The organism is Lysinibacillus sp. A4 (assembly GCF_024919535.1).
In the GTDB taxonomy this organism is placed as follows: domain Bacteria; phylum Bacillota; class Bacilli; order Bacillales_A; family Planococcaceae; genus Lysinibacillus; species Lysinibacillus capsici.
This window is the reverse complement of record NZ_JANWTB010000013.1, coordinates 77,887-102,135: the sequence shown is the minus strand read 5'-3', so window position 1 is coordinate 102,135 and position 24,249 is coordinate 77,887. Positions and strand designations below refer to the sequence as shown.

Sequence of the window (24,249 nt, the reverse complement as noted above, 5' to 3'; positions counted from 1 at the left end):
ATGACAATATAGAGCAGGGACGTGGAACGTTTGACGCAGCAAACAACAATGACCGTGGGACAAAAATTCCCACTAACAATAAAAAGGCTAGGCATTAATGGTGAAGGTGTAGGCTTTTATAAACGTAATGTGATATTTGTAAAAGGAGCCATTCCTGGTGAAGAGATCACAGCTCAAGTAACAAAAACACAACGTAATTTTGCTGAAGCAGAGATTTTAGCCATTCGTAAAGCTTCAAAACATCGTCAGGAAGCACCGTGCCCAGTGTACAATGAGTGCGGCGGCTGCCAGCTTCAGCATATGACCTATGAAAAACAGCTAATAGAAAAGCGAGACATAGTTATACAAGCATTAGAGCGTTATGCCAAACCTTTACTCGAAACAATTGAAGTGCGAAAAACACTTGGCATGGATGATCCTTGGCATTATCGTAATAAAAGCCAATTCCAAGTACGTAAAGAAGGCAAGCGTGTTTACGCAGGTTTATTTGCTGAAGGAAGTAATAAGCTGTTAAACATTAATGATTGCCTTGTTCAACATCCGATCACTTCCAAAATCACCGTTGCCACTCGAAAAATTTTGCAAAAGCTAAATATCACTATTTACGATGGTCGTACGCTAGATGGTTTAGTGCGTACGATTGTTGTACGTACAGGTATTCGTACCGGGGAGACACAAGTCGTTCTTGTCACAACAAGGAAAGAAATCCCTCATTTAGCTGAATTGATTACACGTATTAAAAAAATTGATCCGAGTATAGTATCCATTGCGCAAAATATTAACCGTGAAAAAACATCATTAATCTTCGGTGATGAAACTGTTGTACTTGATGGCAAAGAAACCATTCATGAAGAGCTTGGTGAATTGGCTTTTGATTTATCCGCTCGCGCCTTCTTCCAACTAAATCCAACGCAAACAGTTCATCTTTATGATGAAATTAAAAAAGCTGCTGCTTTAACGGGAAAAGAAACAGTGGTTGATGCATACTGTGGCGTTGGCACAATTGGATTATGGTTAGCGGATAAAGCGAAGGAAGTTCGTGGAATGGATGTCATTCCTGAAAGCATTCAGGATGCTCGTAAAAATGCTCGAAACCATGGCTTCAAGCATACGAAATATGCAGTCGGTACAGCGGAAAGTGTCCTAGCAAAATGGCGCAAGGAAGGATTTACTCCTGATGTGATTACGGTAGATCCACCACGTACAGGACTAGCACCTGAATTTATTCGAACAGTCCTTAAACTAAAACCTAAACGTTTTGTTTATACCTCCTGTAACCCATCCACTTTGGCAAAGGACTTACAACAGTTAACGAAGCTTTATCATGTTGAGTATATTCAGCCTGTGGATATGTTCGCACAAACGGCGCAGGTGGAATGCGTTGCAAAACTTGTTTTAAAAAACAAATAGTATGAAAAGGACGTTTCCCTAGGAGACGTCCTTTTTCTAATGCACAGCACAAGCTGCCTGGTGGATGATGGATGGTCCAGAAAAGTCGATACCTTAACCAATAACCCAGGATTTAAATGATTATTAAATGTTAAATTTTCAGCTTTTATCCAAAGAACTTTAAAACGTAAGCTTTGTACTTTCACCTTTTACCTTTGAGCTTTCAAATCAGTTTAGTTGAAAGTTACCATTGGAGTAAGGCATGTTTTACGTTTTAACTCGCACACATGCCTTGAAGCGCGAGTGACTTTTCGTTTTCCATTTTCGCTAGGACATGCAAATCTTTTTAAACGTGTACTTCAATAAAGGTTGTGGCATTCGACTCTGATAAGACAGCGTCCACCTCTGATTCAAATTCTTCAATCCGATTGCTCAATTTCTCAATTTGTTGTTTAACATTTAGGGGATCAATGATTTCAAACTCATTTCTTTTCATAAATGTTTCGGTATGTAATTTAACTTCCTCTGGTGATTGTTTATCTTTATTGCCCAATATGTTAATTAAATAGGTTTCCAGCTTTGCAGGTAATGCATCATTTTCTTTGGCAACCGTATTGATAGCTGAACGATGCTGATGCTGAATAACTTCTAGCAAATTCTTTTCGTATTGAATGGATTGTTTCCGTTCAATTGCCTCCGCTACAGTCATTTCCTCTTTGCCCACCAACACCTTTGTGTTTGCATTGGACTGCACAACTAGTGCTTTTATTTTATTTCGATAGGAAATTAAACCTAGCACTTTATCATAGGATGCTTGCATTTGTTTTTCATATTCAGGAATGTCTACACCATTAATTTTACGATTGCTTTTTCGATTAGCTACGACTGCGCTAACCTCATTTGTTGCTGCTTCAATTCGTAGAGTCAGCATTTTTAATTCTGTTAAAGCACGATGGATAGATAGTTTTTTCATTTCTGTCATGATAAAAACCTCCTTTTTAAGCAAGTGTTCCTTTATTATAAATAGAAAGATAGATAATGTCCAAAAATACCCATTTTATTTTTTATTGCTTTCATTAGAACATGTCTGTATAATAATTTTCTAGGTGCCAAACCTATGTAACTTGGACGGAACATCCTTGTTACGCAAAAAACGCCATAACAGCACGGATTTGCTGGGCGTTTTTTGTTTTTTGAGCGGGAGATGAGCCCCGCTCTTTTTATTTTGCCATCGTTGGTTGTTGATGCTTGCGGCGTCCAAATATAAATAAAACGATTGCAACGGCTAGCAAAAGCATAGCCACAAGTAAAAGGAAGCTATAATTTTTTACATATTCTAAATAAACTCCACCTAAAAATGGACCTGTTAAGCTACCAATACTTAAAGCAATTCCGCATAGTAAATTCCCCGTAGGCAGTAGCTCCTTTGGTGTCAAATCAGCCATAAATGTAATTCCTAAAGAAAACATCGAGCCAACCAGCGTACCCGTTAAGAAAAATGCGACCGCCACAGCGAATTGTGAATGCTCTAAAAAACTTGCAATCGCAAAAATAATTGCGCCACCAAATGACCCAATCATCAAAATATTCCTTCTCCCTACTTTATCTCCTAGTGCACCAAGCGGCACTTGCGTTAAAATACCACCAAATGTAAAAACAGATAAAATGATAGGAATCATGCCGACTTCAAAGCCCTTGCGTAGTGCATAGACAGGAAACAAGGCATTTAGTGAAGACTCCAGAAAGCCATAAACAAATGGACCTAAAAAGGCAATCCACCCAAATAAAATAGCCATTTTGTACCGTTGCCACCCTCTGGCATTTAAGTCACCTGTTAAACGCTCAGGCTTTTCATTTTGTAAGAGAAATACAAAGGACCATGCTAATAGGCACATTATTGAAGATACGATAAACGGTAGCGCCTCAGCAATTTCAATTAGCCTCACCATAAGTGGTCCAACAGCAAAACCTATGCTAAATGATAAGCCATAGATGGCCATTCCCTTTCCTAAGCTTTTATGATCTGCTGTACTTGTAATCCATGTTTGTGTCGCATAATGCAAGGCATGATCGCCTACGCCAATTAATAAACGAAGGACAAACCAAAAGGTCACACTTTTCCATAGAGGAAATGCAAGTAAAGACGCAAAAACTAGTGCTCCACCAATTAAAATAATCGGTTTATAGCCCCACCTGCGTAAGGGCTGCTCGATAAATGGTGAAATCAATAATGTTCCTATGTATAAGCCTGTTGCATTCAAGCCATTCAATGCAGAGGATACCCCATCACGTTCAAAAATTATCGAAATAAGCGGTAATAGCATCCCTTGTGAAAAGCCTGATATGGATACAATTATTACTAAAATGGTAAATCTTTTCTTGCTGTAATCTGAGAAGTACGTCATTTTTCCCTCCACTATCTAGTCATTCTTCCAAAGAACAGCATACCAAAAAGCCTTAGCGCTCACCACATGTGATTTTACGCTAAGGCTTAACTAATACTTATCCTCATTTAATTGTATAAACACGATTTTCGGCTTTTGAATATTACCGATTACTTGTTTAAACTCCCTCCTTTTCGAGTTAGCGTTACAGATGACTTTTTTCAATCAGCTCCTTTACTTTATCTTAAAACAACTTTAACATACATACTCAATATTGTAAATATTCTGTCTATTGTTTTTTTAAAATTAATCTCTTAGTCCTAGGTGTTTCCCTAAACATTGAAATTTAAGCTCAAATCGGCTACGATGAAAGGGATGAAATGAGGTGTACGAATGTCAAAGCCAATCACTAATAAAGAGCAACAAGTAACCTATTTAAAAGAGCGTCTGGAGATGTTTTTAGAAGTATTAGATGCCCTTGATCCTGAAACAGCTGAGTTAGAAGATATTGATCGCTTAATCCAAATGATGGATGATTTAGAGGACAAAATGGAGCAATTTCATGCTCGTGAACAATAATGAATAAAAAAACAAGCGAGCATCGTGTGCTCGCTTGTTTTTTAATGGCAATCCCAATTATAAAGTACCTTGCTAAAATCTTTATTCATTAACTCTTCCTCTGTGATAAAGAAATTGCCAACGCCACAATCACCCCAAAGAATATTGTCGCCGACACTATCAATCTGTAACAGCAAAATGATTGAATCTTTATAATCTCCATATGCTCGAGGATCCTCTTGCGTAAAGAATGGATAGCCTCCAATTTTACAACCATCACCAGTCATAGCATCATAGAAGCTGTCTTCTAATGCTTCGTCATCCTCCAAAGCTGTTAAGATGCTAGCATACTTTTCATTGCTTCTAAAATCATCAATCGACATCGGCTCAACGCCTGTAGTAAAGGATAATGCCATTTCACGCTCGACAGGAAAATATAATTCCTCATCATCTATTTCTATAAAAGAAAAGTCTTGTATAAGCTGTGCTTCATCTTGCATAACTTGTTCATGAAATATTACACGAAAGCCTTCTTGTTTTTGTCCATTATCAAAATCCATTCCTAAAACATCGTCATAACCATCAATATAAAACTGCAATATTCCCTCTTCTGGGAAATTGGGTAAATGCATAGGAACCTCTGCAAAGTTAATTTGAGCTAATAGCTTTAACGGTTGTCCCTTCATGTTTTTTGGATATTCCATCGCCAATGGGAAATAAGGATCTCCTGCAAACTTACTTTGAAATAAAGTTGTCTTGCTTATCTCCGTATTAACCATTACAACAGGCTTCATTGTCCCCTCTATTAATGGTCTATATTGCTCGAATGCTTCTGGTAATTCAAGTAAAGTTTTAGCAGCCATGCAAGTTCCTCCTAATATTGGATTTATTCTATTTTAGAACAAACGTTCTGTAAAATCAATACTCTCCTTCTATATTATTAAAATATGCTTTAATTTAGCGGTCTCAGATAAGGACTCTTTTTTTCATTAGTTGAAAAGAGTATAATGTAACGTGGAAATAATCAATTTTTCTATGGGGGGCAATACCAATGAATCTACAAAATTTGGAGAAGAGTCTTTACGATTTAATTACTGAAACATCTACGAATTTACCTAAGGATGTACGTCGTGCTATTAAAAAAGCAAAAGAAGCTGAAAATGCTGGTACTCGTGCAGCAATGAGCTTAGACACAATCGCAAATAATATTATTATGGCAGAAGATAACGTGTCACCAATTTGTCAGGATACAGGGCTACCAACTTTCAAAATTTATACTCCTGTTGGCGTAAACCAATTAGAAATTAAAGCTGCAATCAAAAAAGCAATCAGCGATACAACTGCAGATGCTAAATTACGTCCTAATGCGGTGGATTCATTATCTGGTGCAAACAGTGGTAATAATCTTGGTGATGGTTTGCCAGTAATGAAATTTGAACAATGGGAAAAAGATTACATTACAATTAAGTTAATTCTCAAAGGCGGCGGCTGTGAAAATAAAAACATTCAATACAGTCTACCATGTGAATTAGAAGGTCTTGGTCGTGCAGGGCGTGACTTAGATGGTATTCGTAAATGTATTTTACACTCTGTATACCAAGCACAAGGTCAAGGGTGTTCTGCTGGTTTCATTGGTGTAGGTATTGGTGGAGACCGTTCTTCGGGCTATGATTTAGCAAAAGAGCAATTATTCCGCCATGTTGAAGATACAAATCCAAATGCAGATCTTGCTAAGTTAGAAGAATACGTTGTTAAAACGGCTAACACATTTGGTATCGGTACAATGGGCTTCGGTGGTGAAGCAACATTATTAGGCTGTAAAATTGGCGTAATGCACCGTATTCCTGCCTCTTTCTATGTATCAGTAGCATATAATTGTTGGGCTTACCGTCGTATGGCTGTGGACATCGATCCTCAAACTGGCGAAATTTTGAATTGGCACTATCAAGAAGGTGAAAAAATTACCTTCAAAGAAAATGAAGTTGCTGCTACAACAGAAGATACAACTACAGATGTAGTAGAACTTACTGCGCCAATTACTGAAGAACAAATTCGTTCATTAAAAGTTGGAGATGTCGTTTCGATTACTGGTCGTATGTATACTGGCCGTGACGCCATCCACCACCATTTAATGAGCCACGATGCACCAGTTGATTTAAATGGACAAGTTATCTATCACTGTGGACCTGTAATGGCAAAAGACGAAGAAGGCAACTGGACAGTGAAAGCGGCTGGTCCAACTACTTCAATTCGTGAGGAGCCTTATCAAGGCGATATCATGAAAAAATTCGGTATCCGTGCTGTTATTGGTAAAGGTGGAATGGGACCAAAAACATTAAAAGCGCTTAATGAGCATGGTGGCGTTTACTTGAATGCAATCGGTGGAGCAGCACAATACTATGCGGATTGTATTAAAGGCGTTGATGGTGTTGATTTAATGGAATTCGGTATCCCTGAAGCTATGTGGCACTTAAATGTTGAAAAATTTACAGCAGTTGTAACAATGGATTCACATGGTAACTCACTACATGCAGATGTGGATAAATCATCATTAGAAAAACTAGCTTTGCATGCAGAAAGAGTCTTCTAATTAAATAATAGGTAGCAGTAGTAACTCGTTTTATTGCACAATTTTGTAAGGCACAGAATATTCCTAGTGAATAGACTGTGCCTTTTTCAATCCTTTCGCAAATTGTTTAAAAATCTCCATCAAACTTCCTACTTTATTTTTATAAATTCCTTTGTTATAATAATTCTAAACAAAAGAGATGGTAATTGAAATCCATTTTCAATTGAATAGCTCAAAACAACGCTAATTTATAAAGGTTTTGATATTGATTTTCATTATCAGGAGGGATAAAGATGGAATACTCTAATCGAGAAAACATAAACATAATTGAGAAAATAAAAGAACATGCAGAATTAATTGCTGCATTAATGGCTGGAATTTTCATCTTACTAGCATGGCGTTTAGACACAAGTGGACAAACAACAGCTTCTGTTCTACTATATTTAATTGCCTTTTGTGTAGGTGGTTTCGCGAAAGCAAAAGAAGGCATTGAAGAAACCATAGAAGAGCGAAAGCTAAATGTTGAGCTGTTGATGGTATTAGCTGCAATTGGCTCAGCTGCAATTGGCTATTGGACAGAGGGGGCCATCCTAATATTTATTTTTGCAGTAAGTGGTGCACTTGAAACTTATGCGATGAATAAAAGTCATCGCGAAATATCTGCACTTATGAATTTACAGCCAGAAGAAGCTTGGTTAGTGCGTGGCGGATTTGAGCCTATGAAAGTATCAGTTTCCACATTACAAATCGGGGATCATTTATTGATTAAACCGGGCGAACGAATTCCAGCAGACGGCATTATTTTTAAAGGCCAATCTTCTATTGATGAGTCAGCTATTAGCGGTGAGCCACTGCCAATCTCAAAAAGCGAAGGAGACGAAGTTTTTGCAGGCACAGTCAACTTAAATGGTGCTATTACTATGGAAATGACAAAGGCGAATTCAGAGACCCTTTTCCAAAAAATTATACAGCTCGTTCAAAGTGCCCAAAGTGAAAAATCTCCCTCTCAACAATTCATCGAAAAGTTTGAAGGGACTTATGTAAAATTTGTTTTACTTGGTGTTGCCATTATGATGGTTCTTCCCCACTTCTTACTCGGCTGGGACTGGACAACAACCTTTTACCGAGCAATGGTGTTATTAGTGGTTGCTTCACCTTGTGCACTCGTTGCCTCCATTATGCCTGCAACACTCGCTACTATATCAAATGGTGCAAAAAATGGTGTGCTATTTAAAGGTGGTTTACATTTAGAGCATCTTAGTGTGTTACGTGCATTGGCGGTCGATAAAACAGGTACTTTAACGCAAGGAAAACCAGTTGTTACAGATTTTATTGTCCGTGATGGAGTAGAACGTGAGACGGCTCTAGCAATTCTTGCAGGAATTGAATCTCAATCCAATCATCCCCTTGCCCAAGCGATTACCTCCTATGCTAAGGCTGAAGGAATCGACATACTGCCACAAGCAACAATTGAAGATATTCCTGGCTGGGGTATTAAAGGAACGATTCAAAACAAGGAGTATCAAGTAGGCAAACCAGAGTTTGTTGATGTACAACTTGCTAACAGTTTTGCAAATGGTGCTGTAACTAAACTTACAGAAGAGGGAAAAACAGTTATTTTCATTCGCGATCAACATGGTATTGTTGCATTAACAGCATTAAAGGATACTGTGCGCTCCGAAGCTAAAAAGGCTGTTACATTATTAAAAGAGCTTGGTATTCAAGTGGTGATGCTTACAGGTGACAACGAAAAAACAGCGAAAGTTATCGCGAAGGAGGCTGGCGTTACTGAATACGTCGCAGAATGTCTGCCAGAAACGAAGGTAACTGAAATGAAACGCCTACTTACACAACATCAATTTGTTGGCATGGTCGGCGACGGTATTAATGATGCCCCTGCATTGGCTACCGCAACTACTGGCATCGCTATGGGTGAAGGTACAGATGTGGCGCTTGAAACAGCGGATGTCGTGCTAATGAAAAATGACTTATCAAAAATCGCCTATGCTGTTCGTTTATCACGTAAAATGCAACGTATTGTGAAACAAAATATTTTCTTTTCTATCGGGGTTATTGTCTTATTAATCGCCTCTAACTTTTTACAAGTTGTCGACTTGCCTTTAGGCGTAATCGGGCATGAAGGTAGTACAATTCTAGTTATTCTAAATGGTTTACGTATGCTCAATAAAAATGTTTAACATCAATTAAGCCTCAGCATAATTGAGTCCAGCTTGCTTAAAAGCTCCTCTTCCTGCGCCATCCGTTAAGGCTTTTATTGAATAATTGATGCATTTAATCAGCTAAAATCAAGTTAAAAAAGCCTCGCTACTCTTTAGGAGTTTAGCGAGGCTTTTTATAATGAATTCATTTCCTTATCGACGAATTTCCTTTTGAAGTGCTCTTTTCTGCATTGTAGCATTTAATACGCCACCAAAGATTAAAATGATTCCCGTAAAATATAACCAGAGCATTAAAATAATGACGCCACCAATACTACCGTATGTAGCAGAATAATTTGCAAAATTATTAATATAAAAAGAGAAACCATATGTGACTGCTAACCAAGCAAGCGTGGCAAATAACGCTCCTGGCCATACGCCCATTATTTTTAAACGAGGACTTGTATTTGGCACAAACCAGTAGATGCCCATTAATACGATGAAAATCAATAATGGCGGGATTGACCATCTTAATCTATGCCAAACTGATTCAAATTGCTCCTCTATTCCGACGATTGAGAATAGGAAATGTCCAATTTGCTGACCAAAGACCGGTAATAAGAGCGCAACGGCAATAACAATGACGAGAGCGATTGTAAAAACTAGTGATAAACCCCTATCTAATATGCCTGCTCTCCCTTCTGTATCATAGGCTTTATTTAAAGCACGAAGCAGTGCATTAATGCCTTTAGATGCAGACCAAATTGTACCTAAAACCCCAATCGATAGTAAACTACTGTTGCGATTTGTTAAAATCTCATTCAGTGTATTTTCAATAAGCTTATACACTTCATCAGGTAAGATATTCACTAAAAACGAATAAACCTGAGTTGTTTCTAAGTTAAGATATGGTAGGAGTGTCACCAAGAAAATAAGTAAGGGGAAGAACGATAGTAAAAAGAAATAAGCCAATTGTGCAGCAAGCGCAGATATTTCAACTCGCTTGAGCCGACCTATTAAATCTTGGATAAAACCCTTGGATGTCATAATATCAATCGCTCCCTCCTCTGGAGAGACAAACGACTTTACAAACCCAAAAGCGTTATGCAATGTTGCTTTATTCTTTTCCATACATTTCCTCCTAAAACGACCTTTACTCCTTATGAGGTAAAGTAAAGGCTGATTTCGTATCTTCAATCATTCCCTGTATCGTGGAAGGTAAATCCTTAAATTCATCCACCTTTTCAGCAATTGTGTTGACATTATCTGACACACTTTCACAAAGCACCTTTGCTGCTAGTACTTTTTCCTCTACCAAAACCTGCAATTCTTCTCGATTTGCAGCATAGTATGAGATGGCTTCCTTCATCTTTTTTGTTGAGGCAATTGTTTTTTCTCGTGTAGCGTGATCTAACATACTTAATGCTGCTCCTACAGCTGCTCCTGCTACAATAGATACTAATAATTTACTTTGACCCATAATAAAACCCCCTGCTTGTATAGTTGCCTATTCCCTATTATTTCATAAATAAACAGTCTTCTGCCCTTATTCTACCCAATAACCGTCTATTTTTAAAGCAATGCCTAAATACAGAGTTGACATTTTTTTTATTCAATGAAATGATATGTGCGAGGATGACGAAAGGTAGGGTAAAAAATGGATTTATCAGTTCCATCTAAAGAAAACGTTGTGTATATGGTTGATCAAATGAAGGACAAGCTTCGTATGGTGAATGTCGATGCAATGAAATCAGAAAACTTCGATGAAGCAAATTATGAAGATTTAGTGTATCTATATGAAATGGTTATGAAGAGAGAAACTTTTAGTCCAAGCGAAATGCAAGCGATTGTTGCTGAATTAGGATCTTTGCGTAAATAGGTAAAATGAAAAGCTATTAGCCTAAGACATTTGTCTTCTGCTAATAGCTTTTTATTACTGTGTACTCTAAGTTTCTGAACCATCCTCAGTAACTAATGGTTGAATTAATACTTCCACACGACGATTCTTCGCACGTCCTTCGGCTGTGTCATTTGGTGCAATTGCACGATACTCACCGTTTCCTTTTGCACTAAAGCGCGTAGGATCTAATTTGTCATTACTTTCAATAAGCAGTTCTAAAAATTTAGTTGCACGCATTACAGATAACTGAAAATTCGATGTAAAATTCGGACCTGCTGGCACATTATCTGTATGACCTGTGATGACAATATTTCGAGCTGGATCAGATTCCAGCATAGTTGATAGCTCTTTGGCAATAGGGACATACTCAGGTTTAACTGTTGCCTGCCCTGGATCGAATAAAATACTATCACGGATTGTCACTAGCAACCCTTCATCCGTCATTTCTGTGGCAAATTGACCTTCCATTTCATTGACTGCAATAAAATTATCCACACTATCTTTTATTTCAGCTAACTCCTGTTGATCCTTTAAATAGGCAGAGTTTTGCTGTGGCGTTTGGTCGCTATCCGCATTCGGAGTAGGGACTGGTGCAGGTTGCTCTAGAAAACTAGTTCCACCATCAAAGACTTGATTAAAAACTGCCGACATTCTTTCTAGCTTTTCTTGATCGACTGAACTTGAGGCAAACAAAATAATGAACACGGCTAGCAGCAAAGTTAAAATATCTGCGTATGGCACTAACCAGGATTCATCAATATGTTCATCATGCTTTTTTTTCTTAGCTTTCTTTGCCAAGGCCACCCGCCCCGCTTTCACCAGAAATTTGACGACGTTCTTCCATCGTTAAGTATGATGATAGTTTCTGTTCAATTACACGTGGAGCCTCCCCTTCTAATACTGAAAGGATACCCTCAATCATCATTCTCTTTTGTTTTACCTCTAAAGCAGATTTACGTTTTAGCTTGTTCGCAAATGGATGCCATAAAACATACCCTGTAAAGATACCGAGTAATGTAGCCATGAAGGCAGCTGAGATAGCATGTCCTAGCTTTTCGATATCATTCATATCAGCCAATGCGGCGATTAACCCTACTACTGCACCAAGAACCCCTAAAGTAGGTGCATATGTACCTGCTTGTGTAAAAATAGCTGCTCCACTAGTATGTCGCTCTTCCATCGCTTCTACTTCTTCTGTTAAGACATCACGTATGTAGTCAGCATTTTGACCATCAATTGCTAATGTAAGGCCATTTTTTAAAAATGGATCTTCAATCTCTGAGGCCTTACTTTCAAGTGCTAATAGCCCTTCGCGACGAGCTAAGTCAGCCCATTGTGAAAACATTTTAATAATCTCTATATCATTTGCTAATTTTGTTTCTTTAAAAAGAATTTTAAATAGCTTCGGCACTCGCTTTAACTCCTGCATAGGAAAGGCAATAGTTACTGCGGAAATAGTACCAAAAATGATAATTAGGATAGCTGCAGGGTTATAAAATGCAGATAAACTTACACCCTTCATTACCATCCCTGTTAATAGTGCTACTAAAGCAAGTATTAACCCTATAATCGACGACTTATCCATTCTAGAACCTCCAAATCTACTATCTAATGTTATTTCGTCTTTTTTTCCATATTTTAAATATATATATTCCTAGTATAAATGTATTTCATATATTTTTCGATGTAATTAATGCTTTTTATTCACATTTCGACCATTTTTGATTATATTGAATTAAGAATATTACACTTAACTGTCTTAAATTGAAAGGGGATATGATTTTGTTATTATCGTTTGACACAAAATTACTAAAATATGCCGAGTTAGCGGTGAAAGTAGGAGTAAATATCCAAAAAGATCAGTATCTTTATATAAGCTGTTCGACTGATAACCTAAAACTCGCACAAATAATTACTAAAATTGCCTATAAAAATGGTGCAAAACAAGTTTTTGTCGATATATCCGATGATGAACTTGTACGTGCTCGCTATGAGGGGGCACCAAAAGACTCATTTGATTTCTTCCCACCTTGGAAAGTGCAGGAACGTGAATGGTTAGCTGAACATGGCGCTGCTTTTTTAAGCATTAGCTCACAAAATCCAGATTTATTAAAAGGTATTGAACGTGATAGAATCATGGCATTCCAAAAAGCATCTGGCCAAGCACTTGCCAACTATTATCAATGGTTACAAGCAGATAAGTTTAGCTGGTCTGTTATTGCTGCTCCATCTAAAGCTTGGGCAGCAAAGGTCTTTCCTCACCTTCCAGAAGAACAGCAAATGAATGCATTATGGGAAGCTATCTTTGCAGCCACACGTATAGACGTTGAAAATCCTGTTGAAGCTTGGCATGCCCATGATCAGGAATTACATAGTAAAGCTGATTATTTAAATGCAAAGCAATTTAAGTCACTACACTATACTGCACCAGGCACAGATCTAACAATTGAGCTGCCTCCACACCATGTGTGGACAGGGGGTAGTAGTATAAGTACACAAGGCCAAACATTTATGGCCAATATGCCCACTGAAGAGATTTTTACAGCACCGTTAAAAACAAGTGTTAATGGTTATGTATCAAGCACTAAGCCTTTAAGCTATGGCGGCAATATTATAGATAATTTCACATTAACATTTAAAGATGGTCGAATCATTGACGTCAAGGCGGAGCAAGGCCAAGAAATTTTAGCTTCTCTTATTGAAACAGATGAAGGGGCTCATTACCTTGGTGAAATAGCATTAGTACCACATCAATCACCTATTTCACAATCCGACCTATTATTTTACAATACATTGTTTGATGAAAATGCATCCAATCATTTTGCCATTGGTAGTGCCTATGCTTTTTGCATTGAGGGCGGCAAAGAAATGACCTCTGAGGAACTAAGTGCGCATGGTCTCAATCAAAGCTTAACACATGTAGACTTTATGATTGGCTCTACCAAGATGAATATAGATGGAATAACACATGATGATCAAATAGACCCAATATTCCGTGATGGAAATTGGGCATTCTAAATAATCCATTCCTACTAATAGTATTCTAGGCTAAGTATGTTAAGGTTGTCATAAATTATCCTTAGATTTTCCTAGTAACCTATTGTATAATTGTTTTAGGGAATTTTAGTAGATCATTTAAGTAGAGAGGAGCTCTAATAATGTTCATTACAACTGTTCTTGGCTTTTCAGCAGTTTTATTAATTTCAACGGGATTCTTCATCCACTACCTACAAGTTGGTTTAGATAGCAAGTCTTCAGTAACTGTAGATCCAAAGCCAAACGAAAAATTTTAATGTATAAAAAACAGCTACTATTATAGGTAGCTGTTTTTTTATAGCTTACAAGTTATTTATTTCATCTACTAAAGCGTATGAAACTGCTCCTTTATTGTAAAAATTATCTGAATAAAGTCTTTATTGTTTGCATATTGAAAATTTTGCTCTACAATATTTTTTGTAAGGAAGGGAGCAATATTCATGACAATGTTACAAGATATTCTAGAATTTAACAAAGAGTTTGTACAAGAAAAAAAATATGAGCCATTCATCACTACGAAATATCCTGATAAACGTATTGTTGTTTTATCTTGTATGGATACTCGTCTTGTAGAGCTTTTACCAAAAGCGATGAATTTGCGTAATGGCGATGTAAAAATAGTGAAAAGTGCTGGTGCGTTAGTGAGCCATCCTTTCGGTGCAGTTATGCGTAGTTTATTAGTTGCTGTCTACGGCCTACAAGCTGATGAAGTGTATGTTGTTGGACATTATGACTGTGGTATGAGTGCGGTTGATCCTGACGCCATGCTTAGCGAAATGGTACAACGAGGCATCGACCCAGAAACAATCAAAATGTTGGAATATTCTGGTTTTGATTTGAAAGAATTTTTACGAGGTTTCGGTGATGTAGCAACAAGTGTTAAGAAAAGTGTCGATACGATTCGTAATCATCCATTAATGGTAAAAGACGTACCTGTTCATGGTTTAATAATTGATCCAAATACAGGTCATCTAGATTTAATTGAAGATGGAAATAAGCAATAAAGTTATTTTTTGATACATTAATAAAAGAACAAGTGCCTATCCTCACTATGTAGAAGATAGGCACTTATTATTCTATTCATCCTCTAAACGTGCGTACATATAGTGATCTACCCAATGACCATTGATATACAGTAGCTTTCTTAGCAGACCCTCCTGCTGGAATCCAGCCTTCTCTAATACACGCATGGAGGCATTATTTTGTGTCGATACATAGGCCTCTACACGATGTAAACCAATTTGTTCAAATGCAAATCGGACCACCATATTCACAGCTTCTGTGACAATGCCCTTTCCAACATAAATCTCATCCATCGCATAGCCAACAAATGCACTCGAGTACGGTAAGCGTTTGACAGCATAAAGTGCAATATGCCCTATTAGATTATTTGTACCATGCTCAAAAATACCAAAAGTAAATTCACGCTTTGATTCCATTAAATAGAGACTTTCTTGAATTTTTTTGTATTGAGCATCGACTGTATAGTATTCAGGTCTTTGCAGTGGCTCGTATATAGACCAAAAGTATTTATTACGGCTTACGAGACCCGTTAAACTTCGTGCATCTTTTTCTTGGAATGTGCGGATGTAGCATTTTTCCCCCTTTATTGTTACCACATTCCCACCCTTTTTTCTTAATAGATTCCAAATTTTAAGCACCATTTCTCCACACTAGCCTTCCAATAAAAATCAATCCATTTCTCTTTGTTACATTGGCTATAAGCCATAATTGCAAAACCCTATTTATATTTCATTGTATGTAAAAAAAGAGGCTGCTACAACCAAAACAGCTTATGTCTTATTGTCATAGCAGCACAATTCAATTATTTAGTTTTTTGTTCTTTCTTTTTCTCATTTACTATTTCTAAGCTGGAGGAATCAGCATCCTCTAGTTGTGTATTGTCTAACACATTTGTTAAATGAAGACCACGTCTTTGAGCCTCTCGTTCAATGTGTGCAATAGTTTCCTGTAGCACCTGAACCCGTGCATACTTTTTGTCATCTCCAGCGACTAAGATCCATGGTGCATCCTTTTTATCTGTCTTTTCAAACATTGCATTCGCTGCTTCAATATACTGAGGTGTTTTATCTCGATTGCGCCAATCCTCGGCAGTTAACTTCCAAGATTTATAAGGGTTTTGTTCACGTTCTTTAAAGCGTTTTAATTGCTCCTCATCTGAAACATGAAGCCAGAACTTAATAATTATGTAATCTCCTGCAGTTAAAATCTTCTCAAAATTATTAATTTCCTCATAAGCACGAGACCATTCATCTTTTGTTGCGAATCCCTCGATGCGTTCCACTAATACGCGGCCATACCACGAGCGATCAAAAATAGCGATTTGCCCATGCTGAGGCAACTTTCTCCAAAATCGTTGTAAATAATTGTAGCGTAATTCATGAGCTTGAGGGGCAGAAATAGGATGTACAACATAACCGCGGGGATCGACACGTTCGATTAATCGTTTAATAGCGCCACCTTTACCAGCCGCATCCATTCCTTCGAAAACCAAGATCAAGCCAATCTTGTTTTTTAATAAAAATTGTTGTGCGTTCAACATTTCATATTGGAGTACTTTTAATTTCTTTTTATACATCTTTTTGTCTAGTTCAACAGTTAGATCTAGATTTTTTAAATTTTGGGTCATGAAACTTCACTCCTTTTATTTGACTATTCTTATTGTACTAAAGAAATATGTGGATGCCTATCAGACATGGTAAATTGTAGGTATTAATAGTAAAACAACACGATACATTGTTGGAAATTTCCGTTATAATAAAAAAAGTGACAGTACTATACTTATTTGTCTTTTCCCTATACAATCTAACACGAAGGGAGAGGAAAACATGCCTCGGTTTATCATGATGACAATCTCTTATCTTGTCTCAATCATCCTAACCTTTTCATCCTTTTTCGTGAACATCAACGGTCAATCTTCGCTAGAAATCGCTAATCGTTTTTCTGTTGTATTTGCACCAGTTAGTGTAAGTCATGTAATTTGGATTATCATTTATTTTTTACTCGGTTATTGGTTAGTTATGAACATGAAAAAGACAACTTTGAAACAGTCTGCGCTTTTTAGCTGCATAAATATATTACAAGCATTGACGATATATGTCTGGCACCATGAGTTATTTATTGTTTCTCTTGGCATTACATTACTCTTAGTCTTGTATTTATTTATGTTGTATAATACGTACCCTCTTCAGGACAAATCCTTGTTTGGTCGTATTCCTTTCTCTGTTTATTTAGCATGGATGACATTTATTTTTATCACAAATACAAGCTTTACGTTAACGGCTTATGGTTGGAACGGCTTTGGTCTTAGCACACCTCTTTGGGCAGTGATTTTACTTACTTTAGGTGGAGCCATTGCGCTACATATCCGTTTCCATCACTTTGATGTTATGTATCCAAGTGTTTTTATTTGGGCTTATATTGGAATCGCCATACATAATGGTTTTGATGAGCTACTTGTCACTACAGCCGCTTTATTTTTATGTGGTGTTCTCTTTGTTGGCATTTTATTTATTAAAAAAAATCCTGCTAACCAAAAATAATTTGGTTAGCAGGATTTTTCATTACATCTTATTCTTCGTCTAATGACGTTAAGATAATTGGTTTATCTTTTGTTACAATGACTGAATGTTCGATTTGAGCTACAAGTGATTTATCAGGTGTCACGAATGTCCAACCATCACCTGCTTCTACGATATGCTCTGCCTTTGCTGAGATAAATGGCTCAACCGCAAGGACCATACCTTCTTTCATAATAGTAGCATCCCATGCATCGTAATAATTTAAAATATGGTTTGGTTCATCATGTAAAGATTGACCTAAGCCATGACCTGTTAAATTCATAATAACAGTTAACCCATTAGCATTTGCCTCGCGTTCAACAGCTTTACCAATTTGATTTAATTTAGATCCAGCCTTTACCTTTGTCATTGCTCGATCAAAGGCACTTTTAGCAACACGGCAAAGCTTTTCTTTGTCCTCATAGCCATCACCCACAACAAATGAAATACCTGTGTCAGCAAAATAGCCATTTAAAGAGCCAGAAACATCAATATTTACGATATCTCCTTCTTGAATAACACGCTTTCCTGGAATACCGTGTGCTACTTCTTCATTGACACTAATACATGTATACCCTGGAAAATCATATTCTCCCTTTGGTCCTGAAATCGCGCCTGCCTCTGCAAACATGCGACCAGCAATTTCATCAAGCTCAAGTGTTGTAACACCTGGTTTTGTTGCAGCTTTCATTGCTTCGCGAATTTCAGCACAAATGCGTCCTATTTTTTTAAAAGCTTCAATCTCTTCTTGCGTTTTTACAATCATGTATAACGTCCCTTTCATCTAATATCTATTCTTTAATATAACATAACTTTTTATGCGTATAACGATAAACGCTTTAAATATTGTATGCTTTCCTACTTTGCAAAGTGCTAAAAGAGTTATTCACGACAAAAAAGTCCCTCCACTCATGTGAAGGGACTAGCATTAAAATTTTCTTTGCATTAATTGTGGAGCGGCTGTGAATAAAAGAACACCAACGACAGCCGTTAAAATGGTTGCTGGTAGCATATATGTACCATTGTAGATGATGGAATAGATCCATGCATTTTGGTCACCCGCATATTCGGCAAAAAATACAGCACCAGCAATTGTATGTGCTGTGTATCGTAAGAAGCCTGCGAAAACGGTACCTATGATTATATAAAGTGCCATTTTTGTTTTGTTCATATGTTTAGCAGCGTCTAATACTGGTCCACGTACAACCGCCGCTAATCCTACAACAGTAAAAGCAACGCCATAATCTAGTAATCCTTGTAGCCAGTGCACAATCGTAGCACCAAACATGGTTTGCATTACACCTACGAGTAATCCAGTTGTTAGCCCAGCTACTAAGCCCCAGCGAAATGCTATTAACATAATTGGTACCATAACAAGACTAACTGAGCCGCCTTGTGCCCATACTTTAAAGGAAACCTGATCCAGTACGAGACCAATCGCTGCAAAAATCGCAATCTCCACAAGCATTAATAGTCTTTTTTTGTCCATACATATTCTCTCCTTTGTTCCGATGTAGGATACAAGAGCAGGAATAGAAAAGCGCTGATATGTCTCTTTCTGACACCTTTTTTCCTTTAAGGACGAAAAAACGATGTCAGGACAGAGCCTCACATCGTACAAGTGTCGGTTTCTATCCACATCCCTACGCAAGCGTTAACTTACAGGTTCGAAGAGTCAAGGCATTACGTGCCCAGTCTCAGCTGACATCATCAGCTCCCCTTGTGGTCGTTACATCTGAATTTATTTGAACACTCTCATTGTACGCAAAGGATTAAAGGATTACAACCTTCCATACATCATTTTTTTGAAACTTTGCTGTTTTTCATGCGTAAATATTTAAAAAGGAGGTACAACTATGGAGAATCAAAAAATTTTAGCTGCCTTTAGTTATCTTAGTATTTTCTTCGCCCCTTTTATCGTTCCATTAATTGTATATTTTGTAACAAAAGACAGTGATGTAAAAAGCCATTCGATTCGTGCACTTGTCTCTCATTTAATACCTTTTGTTTTTGGCATTCTATTCTTTATTGTCTTTGTTTTTTCTACATTTAGTTTAGATCCAACCTCCAATAACAAGACGGTGATGATTATTTGGTTTGCTTCATTCGCCATCTATGCTCTCGTCTCACTAGGTATTGTGATTTGGAATATAATTCAGGCTGTTCGTGTTATCCGTTAATGTTTTATTTTTAAGTGAAACAGGTAGTAGTAATTGTAAAAGGAGCTGTTTTGGGATGAAAGTATCAAACGTTGTAAAAACCGCCGTTAAGTTAGCACCTATTGTTATTCCTATCGTAAAAAAAGTAATGGCTGCAAAAAAGGGCACAACGCCTACAACCACCACTCGAAAAAAATAAAATGAAGGCGTATTCCTTTTAGAGGAAATACGCCTTCGTTTTATTTCACTTCAAAATGGGTTTGACTATGGCCATTCAATGTTTTTTCTACATGTAAAACTGCTGGCATTGCAGATTTCAATTCAGGTACATGCGAAATAACGCCAATCATACGACCCGAATCCTGCAAATCAATTAATGTATCGATTGCTTTATTTAGTGATTCCTCATCGAGCGAGCCAAAGCCCTCATCAATAAACATCGTTTCAATATGAATATTACCTTGGTAGCTTTGAATCACATCTGCCATCCCCAATGCAAGGCTCAACGAAGCATTAAATTTTTCGCCACCTGATAAAGTTTTGACATCTCGTAATTGATCTGTATAAGCATCATAAACATCAAGACCAAGGCCACTTTGCTTCGCATGCTTTTCTAATCTATCTGAACGTCTAAGCTCAAATTGACCGTTTGATAAATGATACAGACGTATATTGGCAGCTTCTGTAATTTGATCTAAGTAGTTAATTTGTATATAACGCTCAAAGGATAGCTTTTTCGAGTTTTGTCCATTTAATAATCCATAGAGCTCCTTTACTCGCCCTGCTTCTTGTTCAAGTAAATGAAGCTCTTTCGCTATTTCTTCCACCTTTTCACTAAAGCCTTGGCATGCTTGTATAAAGCCATTGATCTGTTGTAAACGTTTAAATGCTTCCTCATAGGAAACTCGATGCTGTTCTACTCTTGCTTCCATCGCCTCTAAATCTTGCTTCTCTTTTCCTTGAAGGTATGTAGCCCCTTCGGTAATCTGAATTTGCAACGTGTGTACTTGTAAAGCATAGTCGCTACATGCTTTTCGAAGTGCATCCAATTGTATGGCACTCCGTTTAGCAGTTGCATAAGCCTCATAGCTTTCGAAACCTATTTCTTGCATATCTGCTGAAAATTGCTGAAGCTTTTCATTCATTTTAAGCTGTAATTCCTCAAAGGACTGTTTGGCAATTTCTACTGTTAGTGTTGCATTGCTAGCTGCTTCCTTTGCTACATGCAAATTTTCTTGACTCACTTGCCAACTTTTTTGAAGCCCTTCTTTCTGTTTACTAACTTCATTAAGTTGTTGCTTTAATTGCTGTAAAGTTGGTAAATTAGGGGGCATCTGCTTAAGTTGTTCGTCTACAACCGCTTGTAATTTTGTCCATTCTTTTATCTTCTCTGCTAAATATTGCTCTAGCTTCATATGCTTATTTCGTAGCTGCTCTATTCGATCATGCTGATGCTTTATTTTTAATCGCACATCAGCTAATTGATGTTGAATAATTTTTAATGCTGCAATCTCTTGTTCCACTTCATGTAAAGTAGCGATGATCTGTGGTTGGTCTTCTTGTTTAATATGCTGCGCCTCAAGTTGTTGCCATGTATCTTGAAGAAGCTGCTGCGCTGATGCTAAAAATGCCTCTTTCTCTAAATACTTACGCTCGTCTGATGATGCCTTCGCTCTTAATGCTTCCACTTGAGCAAGCTCAATAATTTCCAGTTGCTCATTGTGTGCTTTCTGATGTGTCATACTACCACAAACAGGACAGGGTTCTCCTTCCTTCAGCTGTTCTGCTAAAATACTAGCTTGACTCGTCAGCCATCGTTGCTGCAAAAGTTGAAGAGCCTCTTTACTTTCTTGATAGAGACTTTCTGAAGCAACTACATCCTGCTTAGCTAACTCTACGACATGTTTATATTTCTCTGCTTGCTTGATTAAAGCAACCTGTTCCCGTAGTTTCGGTAATTGTTCTAAATAGCTTTCATAGGGTTCAACCTGTTTTTCATAGCCTTCTACTGATTGAGAAAAATGCTGTAATTGCTTTTGTTCATTTTCCAAAAGTTTGATGTTATCATTTACTGCTCGTTTTGCATTTTCAGCATATTGCTCCGCTATTTGCAGCTGTTGTATATTGTTTTCATAGGCTTCAAATTTCGGTAAAAGCGCTAGCATCTGCATTTCCTGCTGTAAGATTTGCTGTCGTTCAGATTCTTTAGCCTGCTCTATCTCATATTTTTCTTGTGCTTCTTGCAACTTTTCTTGTGACTGCTGTTGCGTAACTTTTGCTTGTTGAAAAGCTAGTTCTTTTACATTCAGTTCAGCACGTAAATCCTTGCATTGTTGTTCGAGGAGCACAAGTCGCTCTGCTTGTTCTGCCAAAGCAATCTCCTTCTCCTTTGCTTGGTATACATCCTGCTGTTGTAAAAGCATTTGCAGCCGTTGCTGTCGATTAGCTTGTTCATCAAATTGCTCATTTAGCGTTTTTGCTAAGCGATAATATTCCTGCTCTTTTTGATGAAGGCTATACGCTTCTTCATAGTATGACTGTTCATCTTCTCCACATTTCTTATAGTAGCTAAGCTCCTCATCAAGTGCCTCTGTCAGTTGATGTAAATTTTCGGTATTATCCGCAATCAATGTGAATAAAGCGGAAGAACGTTGTGGTAAGGCGCCCACAATTTGACCAAGTAAATGTTCTTTTAATTGTTTGGCACGTTCAAGATCACTTTCTGCTTCTTTACGCTTGGCATCAAGCTTTTTTGCCATGACACCGAAACGATCAGTTTTAAAGATTTTCCGTAAAATTACTTCTTTATTTGTTGAATCAGAGGTTAATAGTTTTCTAAATTCACCTTGAGGTAGCATGACAATTTGGCTAAATTGATCTTTTGTGAGACCTATAATTTCCTGCAATTTCTTATCGACTTCAAGCGTTTGCTGTTTCTCTACAATGCTATAATCCAGCTTTCCCTCTTTTACTTCTGCTAGCTCTATTTTCTTTCCAGTAACCGTTTTATTTTTTTCTTTAATATGACCTGGCTGTCGTACTATTTGATAGACTTTTCCATGCATTTCAAAGACGAGTTCTACAGCTGTATAAACTTCATCATGTGCAAAGCCGCTTCTTAGTAAAGCTGTATCCTGTCGATCCTCCCCACTACCTGATCCGTAAAGAGCATAGCAAATAGCATCGAAAATGGTTGTTTTACCAGCACCCGTTTTTCCAGAAATGGCAAACAATCGATGCTCCCCTAGCTCTTGAAAATCAATTACTTCCGTGTCTTTATAGGGACCAAACGCTGTAATTGTTAACTTTAAAGGCTTCATTTTACAGTCTCTCGCTCCTCATCTAATAACTCCTGTAACATCTCTGTGAATAGGCGTTCCGTATCTTCATCAGGCTGAATGCCAATAATATTGGTGAAGAATGAACGGAATAAATCAATATCTTCTAGTTTTTCAGCTTCTACTACTTGTAGTTCACGTGGCATATCTTGTCTTAGTACCTTCCGCTCCACATGCATAGCGTGCGGAAATACACTACGAATGCGTTCCATTGGTGAAGTCACAGATATTTTATCCGTCAATCTAACAAAGACATAATCCTCACTTGGTGTGAGGGTTAATAACTCCTCTAATTGACCTTCTATTACTCGTAGATCTCTTCTTGGCACAAGCTTTCTTTTACTTACTGTGGTGTTACCTTGCTCGTCTAATTCAATGATTAAAAAACCTTTCTCATGTAAATGCTCAGATAACGAGTATTTTAAGATAGAGCCTGCATAGCGTATGGTTTCGTTTAAAACAAAATGTGCCTTATGTAAGTGCCCAAGCGCCGTATAGTGAAAAGGTTTGAATAAAGCTGCATTCACACAATCTGAGCCTCCAATGGAAAGGGGTCGCTCGGAATCACTAGTATTTGCTTCCTCCTCACCATACTTCGTCACAAAGGCATGTCCAACAAAAACATGACGCTTACTTGTGTCCATGTCTTCTGTGATATGCTCAATAATTTTTCGCATGGCGTCTTGATGAGAACGGATTGACTCATCTTCAAAGATGTTGCGAATAGCTGCTGGCTCTGCATAGGGCACTAAATGAAAATGTACTTCTCCATGTTGATCATTCAAAACAATAGGTGCATGATTTTTTGTAAATTGGCCCTTAATATATAATCCACTATCACTCATTAAACGACTACCAAAATTTAAACGACCTGCACTATCATGATTTCCCGCCACTGCTAGAACAGGAATCTTCTTTTCTAATACTATTTTCGCTAATACATCATTTAGTAAATTAACTGCCTCAATAGGAGGCATCGAACGGTCATATAAATCACCTGCGATGATAATTACATCTGGTTTTTCCTCATCTATCGCTTGTATAAATTGTTGAAGAATATAATGTTGATCTTCTGTCATATAGACACCTTGAACAAGCTTTCCTAAATGCCAATCTGCTGTATGAAATATTTTCATTCTAGTACCTCCTAGTCTTCTCTATATTTTAGCATGACTA

At 37.5% G+C, this 24,249-nt stretch carries 24 protein-coding genes and 1 riboswitch; of the genes, 11 read left to right on the top strand and 13 right to left on the bottom strand.

All coding sequences use genetic code 11. From position 1 onward, the window contains the following. Positions 1–30: 30 nt before the first annotated feature. Positions 31–1,410 carry a 23S rRNA (uracil(1939)-C(5))-methyltransferase RlmD gene (gene rlmD / locus NY607_RS21140; RefSeq protein WP_131521937.1) on the top strand — a complete coding sequence of 460 codons (1,380 nt, stop codon included), beginning with the start codon at positions 31–33 and terminating at the stop codon, positions 1,408–1,410. A gap of 325 nt (positions 1,411–1,735) precedes the next feature. On the opposite strand, the gene NY607_RS21135 is transcribed toward rlmD, so the two are convergent. Both NY607_RS21135 and NY607_RS21130 read right to left on the bottom strand, forming a co-directional pair. Then, positions 1,736–2,371, bottom strand: coding sequence for a hypothetical protein (locus NY607_RS21135; RefSeq protein ID WP_131521938.1), 636 nt, complete (start codon positions 2,369–2,371; stop codon positions 1,736–1,738). A 238-nt stretch (positions 2,372–2,609) separates the two neighbouring features. Then, positions 2,610–3,794 (bottom strand): MFS transporter, encoded by a 1,185-nt coding sequence (locus tag NY607_RS21130; RefSeq protein ID WP_237898726.1) that lies wholly within the window; start codon positions 3,792–3,794, stop codon positions 2,610–2,612. A gap of 372 nt (positions 3,795–4,166) precedes the next feature. Between NY607_RS21130 and NY607_RS21125 the strand changes: the two genes are divergently transcribed. Continuing rightward, positions 4,167–4,352 (top strand): SE1561 family protein, encoded by a 186-nt coding sequence (locus NY607_RS21125; protein ID WP_237898727.1) that lies wholly within the window; start codon positions 4,167–4,169, stop codon positions 4,350–4,352. A 41-nt stretch (positions 4,353–4,393) separates the two neighbouring features. On the opposite strand, the gene NY607_RS21120 is transcribed toward NY607_RS21125, so the two are convergent. After that, complete coding sequence (locus NY607_RS21120) at positions 4,394–5,194, bottom strand: YwqG family protein (protein ID WP_131521941.1); 801 nt, start codon at positions 5,192–5,194, stop codon at positions 4,394–4,396. Between the two features lie 188 nt (positions 5,195–5,382). Here NY607_RS21120 and NY607_RS21115 point away from each other — a divergent pair, with 188 nt between their 5' ends. Further along, the gene (locus NY607_RS21115) at positions 5,383–6,921 is read left to right on the top strand and encodes a fumarate hydratase (protein WP_131521942.1); all 1,539 of its coding nucleotides are present in this window, start codon (positions 5,383–5,385) and stop codon (positions 6,919–6,921) included. 272 nt (positions 6,922–7,193) lie between these two features. After that, the gene (locus tag NY607_RS21110; protein ID WP_131521943.1) at positions 7,194–9,098 is read left to right on the top strand and encodes a heavy metal translocating P-type ATPase; all 1,905 of its coding nucleotides are present in this window, start codon (positions 7,194–7,196) and stop codon (positions 9,096–9,098) included. Positions 9,099–9,272: 174 nt separating this feature from the next. Here NY607_RS21110 and NY607_RS21105 read toward each other — a convergent pair whose 3' ends face one another. Further along, positions 9,273–10,190 carry a YihY/virulence factor BrkB family protein gene (locus NY607_RS21105; RefSeq protein ID WP_004225576.1) on the bottom strand — a complete coding sequence of 306 codons (918 nt, stop codon included), beginning with the start codon at positions 10,188–10,190 and terminating at the stop codon, positions 9,273–9,275. A 22-nt stretch (positions 10,191–10,212) separates the two neighbouring features. Then, on the bottom strand, positions 10,213–10,539 hold the full coding sequence (locus NY607_RS21100) for a YtxH domain-containing protein (protein ID WP_131521944.1): 327 nt from the start codon (positions 10,537–10,539) through the stop codon (positions 10,213–10,215). 177 nt (positions 10,540–10,716) lie between these two features. Between NY607_RS21100 and NY607_RS21095 the strand changes: the two genes are divergently transcribed. Next, a complete protein-coding gene (locus NY607_RS21095) occupies positions 10,717–10,938 on the top strand; it encodes a DUF1128 domain-containing protein (RefSeq protein WP_016995366.1) in 222 nt (73 codons plus the stop codon). 66 nt (positions 10,939–11,004) lie between these two features. Here the strand turns inward: NY607_RS21095 and motB are convergent, their stop codons facing one another. Both motB and motA read right to left on the bottom strand, forming a co-directional pair. Then, entirely contained in the window at positions 11,005–11,757 is a 753-nt protein-coding gene (gene motB, locus NY607_RS21090; RefSeq protein WP_131521945.1) for a flagellar motor protein MotB, read from the bottom strand. Next, positions 11,741–12,544: a flagellar motor stator protein MotA gene (gene motA / locus NY607_RS21085; protein ID WP_004225583.1), complete on the bottom strand. Its 804-nt coding sequence runs from the start codon at positions 12,542–12,544 to the stop codon at positions 11,741–11,743. Before motA ends, motB begins: the two co-directional genes overlap by 17 nt. 191 nt (positions 12,545–12,735) lie before the next feature. On the opposite strand from motA, the gene NY607_RS21080 reads away from it, so the two are divergent. The 3 genes from NY607_RS21080 (at position 12,736) to NY607_RS21070 (ending at position 14,999) form a co-directional block, all read left to right on the top strand. Further along, on the top strand, positions 12,736–13,977 hold the full coding sequence (locus tag NY607_RS21080; RefSeq protein ID WP_259420323.1) for an aminopeptidase: 1,242 nt from the start codon (positions 12,736–12,738) through the stop codon (positions 13,975–13,977). Between the two features lie 140 nt (positions 13,978–14,117). Further along, positions 14,118–14,252, top strand: a complete 135-nt coding sequence (locus NY607_RS21075) for a hypothetical protein (protein WP_004225590.1) — start codon at positions 14,118–14,120, stop codon at positions 14,250–14,252. A gap of 183 nt (positions 14,253–14,435) precedes the next feature. Beyond that, positions 14,436–14,999, top strand: a complete 564-nt coding sequence (locus NY607_RS21070; protein WP_004225593.1) for a beta-class carbonic anhydrase — start codon at positions 14,436–14,438, stop codon at positions 14,997–14,999. A 72-nt stretch (positions 15,000–15,071) separates the two neighbouring features. Here NY607_RS21070 and NY607_RS21065 read toward each other — a convergent pair whose 3' ends face one another. Beyond that, a complete protein-coding gene (locus NY607_RS21065; RefSeq protein WP_016995361.1) occupies positions 15,072–15,659 on the bottom strand; it encodes a GNAT family N-acetyltransferase in 588 nt (195 codons plus the stop codon). Between the two features lie 161 nt (positions 15,660–15,820). Further along, the gene (locus tag NY607_RS21060; RefSeq protein ID WP_131521947.1) at positions 15,821–16,645 is read right to left on the bottom strand and encodes a polyphosphate kinase 2 family protein; all 825 of its coding nucleotides are present in this window, start codon (positions 16,643–16,645) and stop codon (positions 15,821–15,823) included. Positions 16,646–16,844: 199 nt separating this feature from the next. Here NY607_RS21060 and NY607_RS21055 point away from each other — a divergent pair, with 199 nt between their 5' ends. Further along, entirely contained in the window at positions 16,845–17,558 is a 714-nt protein-coding gene (locus NY607_RS21055; protein WP_131521948.1) for a hypothetical protein, read from the top strand. A 28-nt stretch (positions 17,559–17,586) separates the two neighbouring features. Here NY607_RS21055 and map read toward each other — a convergent pair whose 3' ends face one another. Both map and thiT read right to left on the bottom strand, forming a co-directional pair. Next, a complete protein-coding gene (gene map / locus NY607_RS21050) occupies positions 17,587–18,342 on the bottom strand; it encodes a type I methionyl aminopeptidase (protein WP_131521949.1) in 756 nt (251 codons plus the stop codon). A gap of 162 nt (positions 18,343–18,504) precedes the next feature. Beyond that, on the bottom strand, positions 18,505–19,065 hold the full coding sequence (gene thiT / locus NY607_RS21045; RefSeq protein ID WP_131521950.1) for an energy-coupled thiamine transporter ThiT: 561 nt from the start codon (positions 19,063–19,065) through the stop codon (positions 18,505–18,507). A gap of 134 nt (positions 19,066–19,199) precedes the next feature. Then, a riboswitch (TPP riboswitch) is annotated at positions 19,200–19,307 on the bottom strand. A 125-nt stretch (positions 19,308–19,432) separates the two neighbouring features. Between thiT and NY607_RS21040 the strand changes: the two genes are divergently transcribed. Both NY607_RS21040 and NY607_RS21035 read left to right on the top strand, forming a co-directional pair. Then, entirely contained in the window at positions 19,433–19,756 is a 324-nt protein-coding gene (locus tag NY607_RS21040; RefSeq protein ID WP_009371560.1) for a magnetosome magnetite crystal formation protein family, read from the top strand. A 55-nt stretch (positions 19,757–19,811) separates the two neighbouring features. Beyond that, positions 19,812–19,934, top strand: coding sequence for a hypothetical protein (locus tag NY607_RS21035; protein ID WP_004225603.1), 123 nt, complete (start codon positions 19,812–19,814; stop codon positions 19,932–19,934). Between the two features lie 40 nt (positions 19,935–19,974). On the opposite strand, the gene NY607_RS21030 is transcribed toward NY607_RS21035, so the two are convergent. Further along, positions 19,975–23,055, bottom strand: a complete 3,081-nt coding sequence (locus NY607_RS21030) for an AAA family ATPase (RefSeq protein ID WP_131521951.1) — start codon at positions 23,053–23,055, stop codon at positions 19,975–19,977. Then, positions 23,052–24,209 (bottom strand): exonuclease SbcCD subunit D, encoded by a 1,158-nt coding sequence (locus NY607_RS21025; RefSeq protein WP_259420322.1) that lies wholly within the window; start codon positions 24,207–24,209, stop codon positions 23,052–23,054. Before NY607_RS21025 ends, NY607_RS21030 begins: the two co-directional genes overlap by 4 nt. Positions 24,210–24,249: the final 40 nt, after the last annotated feature.

Coding starts and splice junctions, on each gene's coding strand:
- NY607_RS21135 (WP_131521938.1), bottom strand. CDS start 2,371: ATGACAGAAATGAAAAAACTATCTATCCATCGTGCTTTAACAGAATTA.
- NY607_RS21130 (WP_237898726.1), bottom strand. CDS start 3,794: ATGACGTACTTCTCAGATTACAGCAAGAAAAGATTTACCATTTTAGTA.
- NY607_RS21125 (WP_237898727.1), top strand. CDS start 4,167: ATGTCAAAGCCAATCACTAATAAAGAGCAACAAGTAACCTATTTAAAA.
- NY607_RS21120 (WP_131521941.1), bottom strand. CDS start 5,194: ATGGCTGCTAAAACTTTACTTGAATTACCAGAAGCATTCGAGCAATAT.
- NY607_RS21115 (WP_131521942.1), top strand. CDS start 5,383: ATGAATCTACAAAATTTGGAGAAGAGTCTTTACGATTTAATTACTGAA.
- NY607_RS21110 (WP_131521943.1), top strand. CDS start 7,194: ATGGAATACTCTAATCGAGAAAACATAAACATAATTGAGAAAATAAAA.
- NY607_RS21105 (WP_004225576.1), bottom strand. CDS start 10,190: ATGGAAAAGAATAAAGCAACATTGCATAACGCTTTTGGGTTTGTAAAG.
- NY607_RS21100 (WP_131521944.1), bottom strand. CDS start 10,539: ATGGGTCAAAGTAAATTATTAGTATCTATTGTAGCAGGAGCAGCTGTA.
- NY607_RS21095 (WP_016995366.1), top strand. CDS start 10,717: ATGGATTTATCAGTTCCATCTAAAGAAAACGTTGTGTATATGGTTGAT.
- motA (WP_004225583.1), bottom strand. CDS start 12,544: ATGGATAAGTCGTCGATTATAGGGTTAATACTTGCTTTAGTAGCACTA.
- NY607_RS21080 (WP_259420323.1), top strand. CDS start 12,736: ATGATTTTGTTATTATCGTTTGACACAAAATTACTAAAATATGCCGAG.
- NY607_RS21075 (WP_004225590.1), top strand. CDS start 14,118: ATGTTCATTACAACTGTTCTTGGCTTTTCAGCAGTTTTATTAATTTCA.
- NY607_RS21070 (WP_004225593.1), top strand. CDS start 14,436: ATGACAATGTTACAAGATATTCTAGAATTTAACAAAGAGTTTGTACAA.
- NY607_RS21065 (WP_016995361.1), bottom strand. CDS start 15,659: ATGGTGCTTAAAATTTGGAATCTATTAAGAAAAAAGGGTGGGAATGTG.
- NY607_RS21060 (WP_131521947.1), bottom strand. CDS start 16,645: ATGACCCAAAATTTAAAAAATCTAGATCTAACTGTTGAACTAGACAAA.
- NY607_RS21055 (WP_131521948.1), top strand. CDS start 16,845: ATGCCTCGGTTTATCATGATGACAATCTCTTATCTTGTCTCAATCATC.
- map (WP_131521949.1), bottom strand. CDS start 18,342: ATGATTGTAAAAACGCAAGAAGAGATTGAAGCTTTTAAAAAAATAGGA.
- thiT (WP_131521950.1), bottom strand. CDS start 19,065: ATGGACAAAAAAAGACTATTAATGCTTGTGGAGATTGCGATTTTTGCA.
- NY607_RS21040 (WP_009371560.1), top strand. CDS start 19,433: ATGGAGAATCAAAAAATTTTAGCTGCCTTTAGTTATCTTAGTATTTTC.
- NY607_RS21035 (WP_004225603.1), top strand. CDS start 19,812: ATGAAAGTATCAAACGTTGTAAAAACCGCCGTTAAGTTAGCACCTATT.
- NY607_RS21030 (WP_131521951.1), bottom strand. CDS start 23,055: ATGAAGCCTTTAAAGTTAACAATTACAGCGTTTGGTCCCTATAAAGAC.
- NY607_RS21025 (WP_259420322.1), bottom strand. CDS start 24,209: ATGAAAATATTTCATACAGCAGATTGGCATTTAGGAAAGCTTGTTCAA.